The sequence below is a fragment of the Qipengyuania sp. JB2-7 genome, assembly GCF_055693485.1.
Map to the genome: position 1 here is coordinate 1,014,777 of NZ_CM146335.1, position 17,384 is coordinate 1,032,160.

10 protein-coding genes are annotated in these 17,384 nt (G+C 55.1%); 9 read left to right on the forward strand and 1 reads right to left on the reverse strand.

The genetic code is table 11. The features are described 5' to 3' along the window. Positions 1-3 precede the first annotated feature (3 nt). From ACZ1GM_RS04975 to ACZ1GM_RS05015, 9 genes are all read left to right on the forward strand, one after another. Positions 4-3,042 carry a TonB-dependent receptor gene (locus ACZ1GM_RS04975; RefSeq protein WP_472678036.1) on the forward strand — a complete coding sequence of 1,013 codons (3,039 nt, stop codon included), beginning with the start codon at positions 4-6 and terminating at the stop codon, positions 3,040-3,042. A 198-nt stretch (positions 3,043-3,240) separates the two neighbouring features. Further along, complete coding sequence (locus ACZ1GM_RS04980) at positions 3,241-6,369, forward strand: TonB-dependent receptor (RefSeq protein ID WP_472678037.1); 3,129 nt, start codon at positions 3,241-3,243, stop codon at positions 6,367-6,369. 134 nt (positions 6,370-6,503) lie between these two features. Beyond that, positions 6,504-7,244, forward strand: coding sequence for a FadR/GntR family transcriptional regulator (locus ACZ1GM_RS04985; RefSeq protein WP_472678038.1), 741 nt, complete (start codon positions 6,504-6,506; stop codon positions 7,242-7,244). Between the two features lie 106 nt (positions 7,245-7,350). Beyond that, a complete protein-coding gene (locus ACZ1GM_RS04990; RefSeq protein ID WP_472678039.1) occupies positions 7,351-9,621 on the forward strand; it encodes a polysaccharide lyase 6 family protein in 2,271 nt (756 codons plus the stop codon). Continuing rightward, positions 9,618-11,816, forward strand: coding sequence for an alginate lyase family protein (locus ACZ1GM_RS04995; protein ID WP_472678040.1), 2,199 nt, complete (start codon positions 9,618-9,620; stop codon positions 11,814-11,816). The genes ACZ1GM_RS04990 and ACZ1GM_RS04995 overlap by 4 nt, the downstream gene beginning before the upstream one ends. 2 nt (positions 11,817-11,818) lie before the next feature. Further along, a complete protein-coding gene (locus ACZ1GM_RS05000; protein WP_472678041.1) occupies positions 11,819-12,181 on the forward strand; it encodes a cupin domain-containing protein in 363 nt (120 codons plus the stop codon). Between the two features lie 2 nt (positions 12,182-12,183). Beyond that, positions 12,184-13,458 carry an MFS transporter gene (locus tag ACZ1GM_RS05005; RefSeq protein WP_472678042.1) on the forward strand — a complete coding sequence of 425 codons (1,275 nt, stop codon included), beginning with the start codon at positions 12,184-12,186 and terminating at the stop codon, positions 13,456-13,458. A gap of 34 nt (positions 13,459-13,492) precedes the next feature. Then, entirely contained in the window at positions 13,493-14,245 is a 753-nt protein-coding gene (locus ACZ1GM_RS05010) for an SDR family NAD(P)-dependent oxidoreductase (protein ID WP_472678043.1), read from the forward strand. A 40-nt stretch (positions 14,246-14,285) separates the two neighbouring features. Further along, entirely contained in the window at positions 14,286-15,317 is a 1,032-nt protein-coding gene (locus ACZ1GM_RS05015; RefSeq protein WP_472678044.1) for a PfkB family carbohydrate kinase, read from the forward strand. Positions 15,318-15,325: 8 nt separating this feature from the next. Here ACZ1GM_RS05015 and ACZ1GM_RS05020 read toward each other — a convergent pair whose 3' ends face one another. Further along, on the reverse strand, positions 15,326-17,359 hold the full coding sequence (locus ACZ1GM_RS05020) for an oxidoreductase (RefSeq protein WP_472678045.1): 2,034 nt from the start codon (positions 17,357-17,359) through the stop codon (positions 15,326-15,328). Between the last annotated feature and the right edge of the window lie 25 nt (positions 17,360-17,384).

The window sequence follows — 17,384 nt, forward strand, 5'->3', positions numbered from 1 at the left end:
GCAATGTCGAATACCAATGGAAGCAGCCGCACGGCTGCTCGCACTTCTCTTGTAGCTATGAGGCTTCTTGCCAGCACCGCTCTTGCGGCTGTTGCGCTGCCCAATGTTGCGCATGCGCAGGATCAAGCTCCTGCTGCTGAAGGCGCTGAAGACAACACGATCATCGTGACCGGCATTCGCAGCTCACTGCAGAGCGCTCTCAATGAGAAGCGCAACGCAGACAGTATTGTCGAGGTCATTCAGGCGGAGGATATTGGTAAGTTGCCTGATCAAAACCTTGCTGAGGTTTTGGAGAATGTTACCGGCGTTCAAATCACGCGTACTGCAGGTGTTGGTACCGGGGTTCAGATCCGCGGCACGAATGACAACCAGGTTCTTATCAACGGCGTGAAAACAGTTTCTGCTGGAACGGGCCGTGGCGGCATCAGCTTTGAAGATATCAATCCGGCCATCATTGGCTCTGTTGAGGTTATCAAGGCGCCGACAGCAGCAACGATTGAGGGTTCCGTGGGTGGTACCGTCAATTTGCGGACCATCCGTCCGCTCGACATTAGCGACCGGATCCTTTCGGTCCGTGCCCAGGGCGAATATAGCGAATTGTCCGACAGCGTTACGCCGCGCATTTCAGGTAGCTTCGGCAATGTCTGGTCGACTGGTGGTGGCGAGATTGGCTTAGTGCTAAGCGCAAGCTATTCTGAGCAAGAGGCAACTTCGTTCCGCCCACGGGTTGACCGCGATAACTTGATCAACGCTGGCCAGGCAGTAACTGCGGCTGGCGCGCCGGGCCCAGACTTCCCATTTTTGAACATCCAGTTCCTTAACCAGGAGCGTGAGAATTTCGAATATGAGACGATCAACTTCGCGGGTTCGCTCGAATGGGCGCCCAGCGACGATCTGATGTTCTTCTTCGACATGATTTATAACGATCAGGAGCGTCGCCAGGACAGTTCGCGTATTCAAGGCTCTGGCGTGAGCGCGGTTGACACCGTGAACGTTCCGGATGGATTTGAAACGATCAACTTTGGTTCGCTCGACGGCGTTGCTCTAGGCGGCATCGAGGCGGCATTGTTCGGCACTATTCAGCCAAATCTTGCCCAGGACGACGATGATCCGAACCTGCGCTTTTCCAGCGATACGGGCGCACGGGTAACCACTAGCGAAGTCTATAGACTGGGCACGGAATTCGAGACTGGGCGTCTGACGACGCGGGTTGAACTTTCACGCTCAACATCAGATTCGTCCAACCCGAACCTCAGCACGACGCTTAACTTCATCAACCCGAACCCGCTGACGCCGCTTGACGGCTCCAGCAACGATAACAGTGTCCCGTTCATTTATGATTTGCGTGGCGGCGCGCTGACATTTGGGATTGATTTCGCATCGCCGTTCGCGCCGACGGTTGAGCAATTGCTCGATCCTAACAACACGGTGCTGGATGCGGTTACGAACAGCAATAACTCAACCGAGAACAAGGAAGACGCGTTCCGGATCGATACGACACTCGACCTGGATGGTGTTCTTGGGTTCTTCACATCATTCGATGCTGGCTATCGATTCAACGATAGCTCAACAGAGTTTAACCAGCTTCGCTCGACCTTCGGCACCGGCGCTATTGCAAATAGCCCCGGCGGTTCAGCGCTTGGCGATTTGATTGTTCCAGGCCCTGACAATTTCGGGGCATTTGATGGTCGCGAACTGGCCTTCCGCAACTTTGTGGTGATCGATCCAAACCGGGCATTCTCTGATCGTGATGCGGTGTTCGCTGCCTTGCAGGCTGCGTTGGATGCAACACCAGGTGGACAGGCGCGCATCGCTGATGGTGGTCGGTTGCTCGCTGATCTTGATCCAAATGCCTCTGGCAATCTGGGCGCTTCGTTCCGGGTCGAAGAGCAAACTCACGCGCTTTACGGTCAGCTGAATTTCGAAACTGGACCGGTGCGCGGCAATATCGGCCTTCGCTGGGTTAGCACAGATATTGACTCGTTTGGTAATGCGATTGCCAATGGCGTGGCCTCACCAGTCACCTCAAGTGGTAGCTACAGCGAATTCATGCCGCGCGTGAACTTCATCGCCGATCTTACCGAAGATCTTGTGTTCCGTGCGAGCTACACCGAGGACATCAATCGGCCTGACTTTAATGACTTGTCGCTCTCAGTGTCGTTCCCAACCGGACCGAACAACGCGGTTGCGCTGGGTAATCCCAATCTAGCGCCAGAAACGGTGCAGTCATATGATGCGTCACTATCATGGTACTTCGCACCATCATCAGTGCTTAGTGTTGGGTTCTTCCACAAGGATCGGACCAATCTGTTCGTGACTCAGGTTGAGGATGCGGTTGAAGACGCGAATGGCTTCCGTGATATCACTGCGCCTTGCGAGGGCGGTGGTATCTTCAACCCGGTCCCTGACCGTAACGTTCTGTCGCCCACGCCGGGTAATGGTCTATGCGTACCGCTTCAGACAATCATCAACGATACCGCGAACACAACGCAGACCGGTATTGAGATCGCGTTCCAGTATGACCTCTCTCAATTTGAGGATACTCTGGGCTTTGCCTCTGGTTTCGGTATCCTTGCAAACTACACTTACCAAGACTTCGGTGGTGGCGAGGCGACCAACGAAAATTCGGGTCGTGGCGAGGACATATTCCAGGCTATCAATCCGGGCATTGCCGTGCCGGTTGAGGCGGTTCAAGGTCTGCTCGATTTCTCAGAAAACGCGTACAACGTGACGCTCTATTACGAGAAGTACGGGTTATCTGCGCGTGCTCGTTACACATGGCGTGATGAGTTCCGTACACTCGATACGGCGGCTGGCGCATCGCTTAACTCGACACTGGGCTTCCCGGTCGTAACGGATGCGCGCGGCCAATTGAATGGCAGCATTGTGTACGATGTGACTGACTATCTGAGCATTGGCGTGGAAGGGGTAAACCTGACCAAATCAAAGATCAGTCAGTACTGTGTGAACAACGATGCGCTGCTCTGCTTCCAGGGTTTGCCTGATCGTCGGATCACGTTCGGTGCGACGCTGAGCTTCTAAAACAAGGAATATTTCCGCCGATAATATCGGTTAGAAATATCGCAGGCGTCACCGATCTCCCCGGTGGCGCCTGTTCCTTTTTTACAATCTAATTCAATTGGTATGACATATATGGTAAATAGGTATGCCAATCGGCTTGACACAATTGGTCAGGCCTGCGAAGTCCAGCCTAACAGATAATCTCTGGGGAGGGATATAATGGCGTTTAAGCGTACCCGTGCCGGTAAGGCCTCGCGCACTTCACTTTTAATGATCGGTTTGATGAGCGGTACCGCGATAGTGGCTGTTCCAGCCGCGGCGCAGGATGCCGAAGTCGCACAGGATAGTGCCGACCAGGCAGAGGGTGACATTGTGGTCACTGGAATACGCGCGACCATTCAGAGCTCCATTGATGAGAAGCGCAATGCGGTCGAAGTCTTCGATGCACTGTCATCGGACGAAATTGGCGACCTGCCGGCTCTATCAATCGGTGAGGCGCTGGAAACGCTGACCGGTGCGGGTTCGCACCGTGAGCAAGGCGGCGCGACGGAGATTTCCATTCGCGGGCTTGGCCCATTCCTCAGCTCCACCGTGATCAATGGCCGCATCGCGTCCAATGGTAGCGGCGACAGGTCGGTCAATTTCAGCCAGTTCCCATCTGAGCTGTTTAACAAGATCGGTATCTACAAGACGCAGGCTGCAAGCTACATCGAAGGCGGTGTTGCTGGTCAAATTGCCTTGGAAACCGTCAAGCCGCTCGATTTTGGCAAGCAACGGATTCAAGGCGATTTCAAGCTCAACATCAATCCGGATAACCTCGATATTGACGCTGATCAGCGGTTCCAAAAGTTCGGTTATCGCGGAACTCTGAGCTATGTCGATCAGTTCAACGTTGGCGATGGCGAGCTGGGCATTTCGCTTGGGTATCAGCGCAACGAGACGACTAATCCAGAGCAGGAAGCTAATGTTTCCAACACCATCCGCGCGTGTGTGCTTGATCCCGGCACGACCAGCGATGGCGTGTTTGACGATGGCAATTGTGACACCAGCAGTGGGACGATCAATGGCTTACGTGACGGCAGCGTAGATCTGCCTTTCGTCATTGCGCGCAACAGTTACTCGTTCCGTACGAACATTACCGACGACACGCGCCAGTCATTCTTTGGTGCCGTGCAATACAAGCCTAGCCCAGATGTAGATATCAATCTGGATCTGCAATACTCAGATCGACTGTTTCGTGAACAACGCAGCGATTTGAACTTTGCAGAAGGTCGCCGGATTGATGGTCCGGGTGATCCCAACCGCATCGACCTGCCGCTGATTTTCACCGAGAGTGGGGCTCTGCGCCAATTCACCAACGAGCAGCGTGTTGAGGCAGTGAGTGAGTATCTTGAGCGTGATGAGCAGTATTTCGGCGGTGGCCTGTCGTTGGATTTCCGCCCTGTAGATCGGCTGACCGTTTCGCTCGACGCTTCTTACTCCCGCACAGAGAGGATCGAGGAGGCGGTTCAAATTCGCTTCCGCACCGAAGATGGTGAGAGTATTTTTGGCAACACCGATGCCGATGGCAATCCTTTCTTCCCCGAAGCATTTGAGAGTGATCAGACCCCGAATGCTGGCCGGACGAACGGTACCGATGACCGCATCGAGACAGCGGTTTTGATCCGCCAGAATGGTTCTGAAGGTCTGAATTTCTTCACACAGAACTTCGACGTGACTGACTACACTCTGTTTGCGAATGACCCGCGTTTGCGAGCCGACCTGGAGCAGGATCGCTTCAATGAAATCTGGGCGTTTCGCGGTGATTTCAATTACGAACTGGATGGCTTCATTTCATCGATCCAGGCGGGCGCTCGCTTCCAGGAGCTCGTCTATCGCGATGTACCCGGTGCAAACGGGCCGAACCGCAATCAGATCAATTACAACGATACAGATGGTTCCGGCGCGCTCTTTGTCGCTAACCAGGAATGTCGGACAACTTTCCCGGAAACCGATTTTCTTTCCTCAGTTTCTGGTGGCAACCCACTCGTCACCAATGTTGATCTTGACGGTAATGTGATCGGAACGTCGAATACGTTCGCGACGTTCGACGCACTTTGCATCGCGCGCGTACTTGAGCGTGAAGATCCATCGGGACTTGAATTCGATGCCGATGGAATCCCGATTTATCCCGACGGCAGCATTCGAACGACGCAGGACAGCGATGTGAATGAGGCCTCCTTCGCTGCGTATGTACAGGCCAACTTCGACGGCGATCTTGGCTCAACGCCGATCCGTGGCAATGCCGGTGTACGTCTGGTCAAAACCGACGTGAGATCGCTAGGCTATCGCTCGCAGTTCACCACGGCGCCTGGTGAGGATCCGGGCACTGTGTTTCTAATCGAAGACACCGACAATCTGTCGACTATCACCGTGAACAACTCCTACACCGAAGTGCTCCCGAGCCTTAACCTCGTGGCTGAATTCACACCGACTCTGCTCGGTCGGCTCGGCCTCTATCGCTCTATGTCACGGGCTGATCCTTCAGAACTTGGCCTTGGTCGTTCGTTCAATACCGCGAATGAGGAAGATGAAGGCGAAGGTACTGTTCAGGAGGCGCTCAACGTCGTCACTTCGGTCGGCAATCCATTCACTGATCCGTTGATGTCGTGGAATATCGATGCGGGCCTGGAATGGTATCCCAATGACGACACGATCCTCGCCTTCAATGCTTACTATAAAAGCTTCAACGGTGGCTTTGAGGCCTTCGCAACGGAAGAGGAGTTCCTGGTCGACGGTGTTCCAGTTGTCGCGGCGGTAAGTAATACCCGCACGACCGATGAAACCAGCACCATTTACGGGATTGAGATCACAGCCGCACATCGTCTCAGCTATCTGCCAGCGCCACTTGATGGCTTAGGCTTCAAACTGAGCTACAATTATGCAGACTCAAACTTCGAGTTTGATGATGACACGTTGGGTGCGCTAACGCTCATCAACCTTGATGGCTCGATCACCACCCGGGAAGGGCTCATTCCGCCCTCCAACCTGTTCGGCTTCTCGAAACACGTGCTGTCTGCACAGGCATACTATGAAATCGGCCCGTTCGATTTCCAAGGCGTGTACAAGTATCGCAGTAACTACTTCCAGCAGTTTGTGTCGACGCCAGGCCGGGTGCGCTATGTTGATGATGTAGGTGTGTTTGAAGCGCGTGTTTCGTTCAAACTGAACGACAATGTTCGCTTCACATTGGAAGGCATCAATCTGTTCAACGAGCCACGGACAAACTTCCGCGGCGCGCCGGACGATTTTGGGGCGATCCAAGTGTATGGACCGCGCTACTTCGCTGGGGTTCGGTTCAAATTCTAGGGGGAGGGGTATTGCACGTACAATATGATTGGATTGCGCAAGCACTTATCCCCACTCTGGCCATGCGCGCATGAATCAATTAGGAAAATTGGTATAGAACTCAACGAAACAACTCTCACGGAGCGTTTTGGACAATGGCAACGAAGAGACTTTTCCAATCTGTAGCTGAACAGATTGCCAATCTCATCGATGAAGGTGCGTATGCACCAGGCACTCGTTTGCCAGGAGAGCGCGAGCTCGCTGAGAAGCTTGGGGTAAGTCGTGTCACAATTCGCGAGGCAGAGATCGCCTTGCAGGCAGTTGGGCGTTTGGAGATCAAGACCGGCTCTGGTGTTTATGTGAGTGAGAATCGTCCGATGTCTGGCGGTGCGCTGCCAAAGGCGAGTGCGTTTGAGGTTACCGAGGCCCGCTTGTTGGTCGAATCAGAGGCGGCAGCATTGGCGGCTCACAATATCTCCGACGAAGGTATCGCAAAACTTGCGGCACTTATCGACCAGATGGCGTCTGGCGACGAAGCTTTGGCAAATGAAGCGGACCAGCAATTTCACCTGACGATCGCAGAGGCGTCAAACAATACGGCCATGGTGCATACCGTGAAGTCACTGTGGCGTATGCGTGAGGAGATCCCGCAGGTTAAGGCGACTTACGAGGCTGTCTGCGTGCACGATGCGGAATCGCGCACTGAGGAGCATCGCGCAGTTTTCCTTGCGTTGAAGGATCGTGACCCGAGCGGCGCACGCAATGCGATGCGAGAGCACTTCCACCGGCTCCTCGAAGCAATGCTGGAAGCAACCGAGAGACTGGCTTTGGCTGAAGTGCAGGAGAAGGCCTCGCAAAGCCGCGAACGCTTTCTTGCAGCGGCCAAAATCGGTTAACCTAACTGGTATTACAAAAAAAGTTCATTCTATCAGTCCAGATTGATTGACAATGGGGCCGTGCTCCGTATTGTCTTTGCTCAAGAGGATGAGAAGGGGTGAGGTTATGTGGACAAGGCTGAGCCTTGTGATGCTGATGGCGTGGTTTGCGTCCGCGCCCGCCTTTGCGGAACAGTTCTTTGTTCGCGATCAAAACGAATATGCGCATGCTCTAAAGCAAGTCGAAGCGGGTGATATCATCATTCTCGCTAACGGCGAGTGGCGCGATTTCGATTTGGTCATCACTGGCAAAGGTACGGCTGCCGCCCCAATCACGGTGATTTCGGAAGAGGCTGGCAAGGTCTTTCTGACCGGCCAGTCGAGCCTTCGTATTGGCGGTGAGCACATTCTTGTCACTGGGCTGGTGTTCAAGGATGGATATAGCCCGCGCGGAGAGGTGGTATCGTTTCGCCGTTCAAAGCAGGATGTTGCTCGCAACAGCCGAGTAACCGAAGTCGTCATCGACAATTTCAGCAAGCCGGATCGATATGAGTCCGACTATTGGGTTGGCATTTACGGCAAAAACAATCGCTTTGATCGTAATCATATGGTCGGCAAGACTAATAAGGGTGTGACGCTGGCAGTCAGGCTGGACACCACCGAGAGCCAGGAAAACAATCATCGGATCGAGTATAATTACTTTGGTCCGCGCCCCGTGCTCGGGTCAAACGGTGGCGAAACTCTCCGCATAGGCACCAGCAAATATTCGATGTTCAACTCGAACACGATGGTCGCCTACAACATCTTTGATCGCACGGACGGCGAAGTGGAGATCATCTCGTCGAAGTCGGGCGGCAATACATTTTACGGCAATGTTTTCCTGAGATCTCGTGGCACGCTGACGCTGCGTCATGGCGATAATGCGGTGGTCGAGCGCAACATATTCATGGGTCATGGCAAGGATTACACAGGCGGCATTCGCGTCATCAATCGCGGCCAGACAGTGCGGGGCAACTATATGGAGGGGCTGCGTGGTTCAGCGTTTTCGAGCGCGCTGGCGGTTATGAATGGTGTGCCAAATTCGCCGGTCAATCGCTATGTCGAGGTGGATGGCGCGCAGATAGAAAACAACACAATTGTCGATAGCCGCCGTGTCGCATTCAATGTTGGTGCTGATGAGGAGCGCTCTGCTCCGCCAATTAACAGCACCTTTGCGAACAACCTCCTGAGCGGCCTTGCAGACGAGTCTTTTCTTGAGGTCTATGATGATATTTCAGGGATCAGTTTTGCCAATAACCGCGCTGCGCAGGGTGGTGTCGCGGCTGAGCTAAGCACTATTGTTCAGGCTCCGGTCGAGATGGAGCGGGCCGCGAATGGGCTGCTTTATCCGGTTGATCCGGCGCTGGTGGGCCTTGGTGCGCCGCGGGATCTCGTTGTGGTGTCGCTCGATCAAGTCGGTGTTGCTTGGTATCCCAAGCCCGGCGATGACTTAGCGTTCGGCGCATCGGGGCGCGTTATCGATGTTGCGCCAGGAGAGGGCACGTTGGTCGATGCCGCGATGGCCGCAGGTGATGGCGATGTCCTTCAACTCAGTTCTGGCGAGTACATCGTCAATCGATCTATCCCGCTTAGCAAGACGCTCTCTTTTCGAGGCGCTTTCGATGAGGGTTCTGATCCGCCGACAATTCTGTTCACACGGCCTTCGCTGATCGAGTTACGCGAGGGCGGAAGCCTTCAACTGACCAATCTCAAAATTGATGGTGCGCTCGCGCCAGATTCAGTCGGCAATTCGGTCATTCGCACCACGACCTTTCCCATCCAATCGAACATGCGGATTGAGCTGGATGGCGTTTCGGTGACCGGTCTCGTAGTGAACAAGTCGTTCAACGTGCTGACCTTGGGGAAGAGCGCGCTGGCGGATAATGTGACCATTCGGAACAGCAGCTTTGCCGATATTACCGGCACGGTCATTTCGGCGGCAGCGGAGACCGAAGATTTTGGTCAATACAATGTCGAGTATCTCGATATTGTAGACAGCAGCTTCGCAAATATCGGCGGGCCAATCGCCGACATCTATCGGGGTGGCCGCGATGAGAGCACGTTCGGTCCATTCGTGAAAGTTAGTGGCAATACGCTTGCCAATGTTGGCCTCGCAGCAACGAATGGTTCTGGCGCATCGGTCAATCTGCACGGGGTGCAGATAGCGGAAGTGTCGAACAATCAGGTCGCTGGTTCTGCGCCCTTACGCGTGGTCCACACCGTTGGGACTCCCAAGACTAAAATTACTGATAATCAGTTCGCGAACACGCCAAACTTTGTTCTCGAAGAATTGAACTTTGACGGCGAACACAGGGCGCAGCTTTCTGACAACCTTTTCGTGGGGGATGAGGTCGAATGAAATATGCAGCGCTCTTCGCAGCGGCGGTGGCACTCTCTGGATTGTCACAATCCGCCACCGCTGCTGCCTCTCACCATGCAGGCTCAGAGCAAGCTGATGTCGCTCGTGATGCGCTGCCGCCGCTCTATTCTGCCGAGCTGGAGCGAGCGAAGACATTCGTCGATGGGATGATGGAGCAGGGCCTCATCCTGCCTCAGCCCAGGGATCCCGGTGGCGGATATACGCACGAGCAGCATAAGCGAAACTACAAAGCGATTTACCTAGCGGGCCAATTGTTCCGCATTACGGGCGAGCAGTCGTATGCCGACTACGCCCGCGATATGCTGCTTGGCTATGCGGATATGTATCCTACCCTTACAGACCATCCTGCGCGCAAGAACCAGAATCCGGGGCGGATTTTCTGGCAGGTTCTCAACGACGCGGTCTGGTTGGTCCATGCCGTCCAGGGCTATGGCGACATTCGTGACACTTTGAGCGCGGCTGACCGACAGCGGATCGATGATCAGGTGTTTCGCCGCGCGGCCTATTTTCTCTCTGTGGAATCGCAGGCAACATTCGACCGCATTCACAACCATGCGACCTGGGCGACTGCCGGTGTTGGCATGACCGGATATCTGCTTGGCGATCAGGATATGGTCGACCGCGCGCTTAAGGGCTCCGACAAGAGCGGCAAAGTCGGCTTCCTGCGTCAGACCGAACTGCTGTTTTCACCGCAGGGTTATTACAATGAAGGGCCATACTATCAGCGTTATGCGCTGATGCCGTTCATGGTGTTTGCCGATGCGATTGAGCGAAACGACCCGGAGCAGAAAATCTGGGAGCATCGCGACGGCATTCTGCTCAAAGCGCTGCGCACGACAGTGCAGCTGAGCTACCGTGGGTTCTTCTTCCCGTTCAACGACGCGATCCGCGACAAAAGCCTGAAGACTGATGAGTTGTATCACGGAATCGCGATTGCTTATGCGCAGACCGGTGATCCCTCACTGCTGTCGATTGCGGAGTTTCAGGACCGCACGATTCTGAGCAAAAACGGGCTATTGGTCGCGCGCGATCTTGCGGCGGGCAAGGCTGAGCCGTTCCCCTTCCGGTCGATGCTGTTCGGCGATGGCCCGGACGGCGATGAAGGCGCGCTCGCAATTCTGCGCCAAGGCCCGATGAATAGCAATGGCGAGCCGGCTACCGTGCTGATCGCGAAGAATACCTCGCAAGGCCTCGGGCATGGTCACTTCGACAAGCTTGGCTGGCAGCTTTACGATAATGGCAACGAGATTATCCGCGATTACGGTGCTGCGCGCTTCCTCAATATAGAGGCAAAGGAGGGTGGCCGGTACCTGCCTGAAAACACGACCTGGGCAAAATCAACCGTTGCGCACAACACGTTGGTTGTTGATCAGACCAGCCATTTTGGTGGCGAAGTAAAGATCGCGAACCAGCATGCACCAACGCAGCTCTATTTCGCGGACACACCCGGCCTACAAGTCAGCAGCGCCAGTATCGATACCGCCTATCCGGGCGTAAAGCTTAGCCGCACTATCGTGATGCCGGATATTCCCGGTCTTGAGGCGCCGATCGTACTTGATCTGACACGTGGGGAAAGCGCCCAGAAGCACGTCTATGATCTACCGCTGCATTTCAGCGGTCACGTTATGGAGTTCGACTTCGATCTAGAAGGCTTCACGACGGCGCGACCCGTTCTTGGCGAAGCCAATGGCTATCAGCATATCTGGGTCGATGGGGCGGCCACTCTGGAAGAGGGCAAGGGCGCTCTGACCTGGCTGCTTGATGGCCGGTTCTATACCTATCGCTTCGCTGGCAACGGCGCGGTTGAGGCGATTATGGGCGAAAGCGGGGCTAATGATCCCGGCTTCAATCTTCGCCGCGAGCCGCTCATCATGTTGCGGGCTAAGCGTCCAGACGGCACGGCGAGTTTTGCGGCTCTGTTGGAAAGCCACGGCAGATATGACGGCGCGGCTGAGCAGACAGTCGCTAGCCGGAGCCGCATTGCAGATATGCACCACGCTCATATCGATGGCAAAGATGTGGTCAGCCTAACACTCAAAAACGGGAAGCGTTTCGCGATCGCTGTCTCGCACAACAAAAGCGCGGAGCAGACCCATTCGGTCGTGCTGGATGGAGAGACGATCGAATGGAGCGGGTTCGCCGCCGTGATTGCTCTTGCAGGAGAGGGAAACTAGACATGGCAACTTTGGTAGGTGCGGCAAGCCAGCCCTTTGTCGTCGCAAAGGAAACGCCAAAAGAAGATCTTGGTAACGGGATTTCCCGCCAGATCCTTGGCTATGGCCCGGAAATCATGATCGTGAAGGTCTGGTTTGACGAAGGCGCTGTGGGCGAGGTGCACGCGCACCGCCACAGCCAATCGAGCTATATCGAAAGCGGCAAATTTGAAGTGTTTGTCGATGGTGAGAAACGCGTCTTGGATGCGGGCGATTGCTTCTACATCGCGCCGCATCTTGATCATGGCGCGGTATGCCTCGAGCCGGGTGTTTTGATCGACACATTCAGCCCAGCCCGCGAAGACTTTTTGAGCGAGGGGGCTTGATCATGTTCAAGGGTAACCTGCGTTACGTTATCGTCGTGCTGGTCGCGATTGCCACGATCATCAACTATATTGATCGCGGTGCGCTCGGCTTTCTCTGGCCAGAAATTTCAGAAGATCTCGGCCTGACGAAAGCCGATTATGCGATCATCCTTAACGTCTTCACCTTTGCCTATGCCTTTGGCCAGACGCTATTCGGCAAGATATTTGACTGGATCGGCGTTCGGCTCGGCTTTGTTTTGTCGATCGTCGTGTGGTCGACCGCCACAATGTTGCATGCGGTCGCAACTGGCCTTGCTTCATTCGCGGTATTCCGGGCGATTTTGGGTGTATCGGAAGCGGGCAACTGGCCCGGTGCAACAAAGGCCAATGCGGAATGGTTCCCCATTGATGAGCGAGCACTGGCACAGGGCATCTTCAATTCGGGCGCAGCGATTGGCGGCATCGTATCTGCCCCCATCATCGGTGCGCTCTTTGTGTTCCTCGGCAGCTGGCAGGCGACCTTCATCGCGATTGGTGCGCTGGGCTTCCTTTGGCTAATCCCTTGGCTCATCGTATACAAATCCGGTCCGGAGGCGCACCCCTGGATCAGCGAAGAAGAGCGGCAGTTTATCCTGACCGGACAGCGCAATGCAGATGTCGGCGATGTCGCTGACTACGCACCGGGCTCGGGCGAGATCCTCTCCCGCAAAGAAAGCTGGGGTGTTATTGCTGCATCGTTCTTCCTTGATCCAATCTGGTGGCTGTTCGTTGGCTGGCTGCCACTCTACCTCAATGAGACATACGGTTTCGGAGTTGAAGAAATCGCGATCTATGCGTGGATTCCCTATGTCGGTGCCATGCTGGGCGCCTGGTTTGGCGGATTGTTGGCAGGCAACCGGATCAAGTCAGGTTGGAGTGTAAATCGCACCCGCAAAAGCGTGATCGCCCTTGGCGGCGTCATCATGCTCATCTCGCTACTGGCGACGACGCAAGCGGCGACACCCCTTATTGCGGTATTGCTGATGGCGGCGATCCTGTTTGGGTTCCAGACTGCAGTTGGAAACATCCAGACCCTGCCGAGTGACTTCTATAGCGGAAAATCAGTGGGAACGCTCGCTGGCTATGCTGGTACGGCTGCGAAACTGGCCGTGGTCGGGCTTAACTTCCTGATCCCGATCATCACGGTGAATAGCTACGCGCCAGCGTTTATTGTCGGCGCAGGGCTAGCGATCATGACGGTGTTGTCTGTGTTCATTTTCTGCCCAGACATCAAACCACTCAAACCAAAATCAAACTAAATCCTCCCCATTATAGCAAACAGGACTTCGACACATGAAATTTTCAGGCAAGACGGCAATTGTCACCGGGGGTAGCCGAGATATTGGCCGCGCTATCTGCGTGAAGCTCGCCAGCGAAGGCGCGAATGTTGTCATCAATTATAACAGCAATGAGAAAGATGCCGCCGCAACGCTTGCAGAAGTCGAAACAGCGGGTGGCAAGGGCATCACCGTTAAAGCTGATGTCACAAAGGCGGCGGATGTAGACGCCCTCATCGCAGCCGCACGTGAAGCTTTCGGCGATACGATCCATATCCTTGTCAACAACGCGGGCGGTATGGTTGCACGCAAGACGCTGGAAGAGATGGACGAGGAGTTTTTCAACTTCGTTATGCAATTGAACGCGACTTCCACCTTGCTGGCTTGCAAGGCTGCAGTGCCTCTTATGTCGGAAGGCGCGGCTATCGTGAACCTCGCCTCTCTCGCGGGCAGAGATGGCGGCGGCGGCGGCGCGATTGCCTATGCGACTTCCAAAGGCGCAGTGATGACCATGACGCGCGGTCTCGCCAAAGAGCTTGGCCCCAAGGGGATCCGGGTGAACGCGCTGTGCCCGGGTATGATCGCGACAACGTTCCATGACACTTTCACGCCTGATGCCGCGCGCGAGAATGTCGCCAATTCGACCCCGCTGAAGCGCCAAGGCCGCGCGGAAGAAATAGCTGATGCGGTGGCTTATCTCGTATCTGAAGAGGCGTCTTTTATCACCGGCGCAAACATTGATATCAATGGCGGTTTGGCTTTTTCATAGTTAGATGATTGGTCACCTGTAACTCTGGATTCCCTCCCCAATGACTCAATTTCTTTCTTTCGGTGAAATCATGCTGCGTCTCAAAACGCCGGGGCATGAGCGGTTCTTTCAGTCGCCTGGATTCGAGGCCACATTTGGTGGTGGCGAGGCGAATGTCGCGGTCGCCCTGTCTAATTATGGGCTTGATGCGGGCTTCGTGAGCGCACTGCCAGATAACGATATTGGCGAAAATGCGATTATGGAGCTGCGCAAGTTTGGCGTGGATACGGCCCACATCAGTCGCTCGGGCGATCGAGTGGGAATCTACTTTCTCGAGACCGGCTCGAACCAGCGTCCGTCCAAGGTGGTTTATGATCGGGCAAACTCATCGATCTGCAATGCTGGGATGGATGAGTTTGACTGGCCGACCATATTCAAGGGCGCAAAGTGGCTGCACATCACCGGGATAACGCCTGCGCTGAGCCAATCGGCTGCGGATCTGTCGATGGCTTGCGTCAAAGCAGCCAAGGTAGCAGGTGTCACAGTGTCGTGTGACTTCAACTTCCGCGGCAAGCTGTGGAAGTATGGCAAGAGCGCGCCTGAGGTGATGCGCGAGCTCGTAAAGTATGTCGATGTTGGCATTGCTAATGAAGAAGACTGCCAGAAGTCGCTCGATATCAGCGTCGATGTCGATGTCGAAAGCGGTGAGCTCGATACCAAGAAGTACGAAGCACTGGGCCAGAAGGTGCTCGACATCTATCCCGGCATGCACACGATTGCGATTACCCTGCGCGAGAGCCTCTCTGCAGATCGCAACAACTGGTCGGCGTGTCTACGCACTCGCGAGGATGGCTTTATGCTGTCGAAGAAGTACGAACTAACCGACATTGTTGATCGTGTCGGCGGGGGCGACAGCTTCGCTTCAGCGCTGATTTATGGTCTCAACGCCTACGAAGACCGTCAGCAGAGTCTGGAGTTTGCCGTGGCCGCATCAGCGCTCAAGCATACCATCTCTGGCGACTTCAACCGCGTCACCGTGCCCGAAGTGGAAAAACTCATGTCAGGCGATGGATCAGGAAGAGTGCAGCGGTAAAGATAGTCTCACACCGCCAGCGCAATTTCGGTCGCTTGCTTGATTGCGGCCTTGGCGTCTAACTCCGCAGCTTCATACGCGCCCCCGATCAAATGCGTGACTACATCGCTTTTTTGCAGTTCGTCATAAAGCGTTCGCAGTGGCTCTTGTCCCGCACAGACGATCACGGTGTCCACATCAAGTGTCTGCGGTTCGCCATTGATGAACATGTGTAGTCCATCATCGTCGATCCGGACATATTCGACGCCGGGGATCATGTTCACACCGCGCCGCTGCAATGTGATGCGGTGAGTCCAGCCGGTCGTTTTCCCTAGGCCTTTCCCGACCGAGCTTGTCTTGCGTTGGAGCAATGTGACTTCTCGATCATTGCGCGCAACCTTTGGCGCAACCCCGGTCACGCCACCGCGAGGGTGATTTTTGAAGTCGATGCCCCATTCCTTGGCAAAGACGTCAATGTTGAGGGCGCCGCTTTCGCCTTCGTGCGTGATGAGTTCGGCCACATCAAACCCGATGCCGCCTGCCCCCATGATTGCGACACTTTTGCCAACTTCGCAATTGCCGCGAATAACATCGATATAGGAGACGACCTTCTGATGATTGATGCCTGGCAATTGCGGCACACGCGGTGTGATGCCCGTTGCGATGACGACTTCGTCGAAGCGATCGCTGTTCAATTTAGCGGCCTCTACGCGCTCACCCAGCCGCAACGTTACACCATGTAGCTCAATCATCTTGGCATAGTAGCGCAGCGTTTCGTGAAACTCTTCTTTGCCCGGAACCCGTTTCGCCAGATTGAACTGACCGCCAATCTCCGACGCTGCGTCGTACAGTGTCACGTCGTGACCGCGTTCTGCTGCGGTGCAGGCAAAGGCCAATCCAGCGGGGCCAGCGCCCACCACGGCAATGCGTTTCGCGCTTTGCGCCGGCTCGACCGCCAGCTCAGTCTCCCGGCAAGCCCGTGGATTGACCAGACAGCTGGTAAGCTTGCCTTGAAATGTGTGATCGAGACACGCCTGATTACAGGCGATGCAGGTGTTTATCTCGTCTTCCCTGCCGTTGCGTGCCTTGATCGCGAATTGTGCGTCGGAGAGCATCGGGCGAGCAAGCGAAACAATATCGGCATCGCCAGCGCTCAGGACATCCTCCGCCACATCAGGCATGTTGATACGATTGCTTGTGATCAGCGGAATAGAGAGTTCTTTGCGCAAACGCCCTGTAACTTGGGTGAAGGCCGCGCGTGGGACCATGGTGGCGATGGTCGGCACGAGGCTTTCATGCCAGCAGAAATGCGTTGAAATCACATCGACCTTCTCGGCCGCAAGCGCCTTGGCGAGGCTAACGACTTCCTCCCAAGCGAGCCCTTCCTGCAGCATATCCATGGCTGAGATGCGGAAGATGAGCAGGAAGTCTGGCGAAACCTTGGCGCGCACCCGCCGGACGACCTCGATGGGAAAGCGCACGCGGTTTTCCCAGCTGCCGCCCCAGTTATCCTCGCGCAGATTTGTCTTCTGAACAAGGAAGGTGGAGATCAAGTAGCCTGCCGAACCGATGATCTCGGCGCCATGGTATCCAGCGTCCTCTGCCAGTTTGGCGCAATGTGCAAATGCCTCAATCTGTTCCTCAATCCCTGCCTCGTCGAGCTCGTTCGGGACATGCTGAGCAATCCGCGATTTGACCGGAGAGGGGGCGACGCAATCGGGCGTGCGCGCAAGCGGGCCGCTATGCAGTATCTGCATGCAAATCTTTACGTCAGGGTCGGCATCGTGCACCGCTTGAGTTACGGTTTTGTGCATGGCGACATCGTCTGCGTTCAGCATCTTGGCGCCCATACCCGCAGACGGATGAGGGCCAATTCCGCCCGTTATGATCATTCCCACGCCGCCAGCTGCGCGTTCTGCGAAGAAGGCGGCCATACGCTCACCGTCATCGCCCAGATCCTCAAGGCCGGTATGCATTGAACCCATCAAGATGCGGTTCTTGATCGTTATCCTGCCTATCTCAAGCGGTGAGAAGAGCTTTGGGAATTTCGGATGCAGATCCATTCAGATCAGGGCTGGCGTGCGGTTT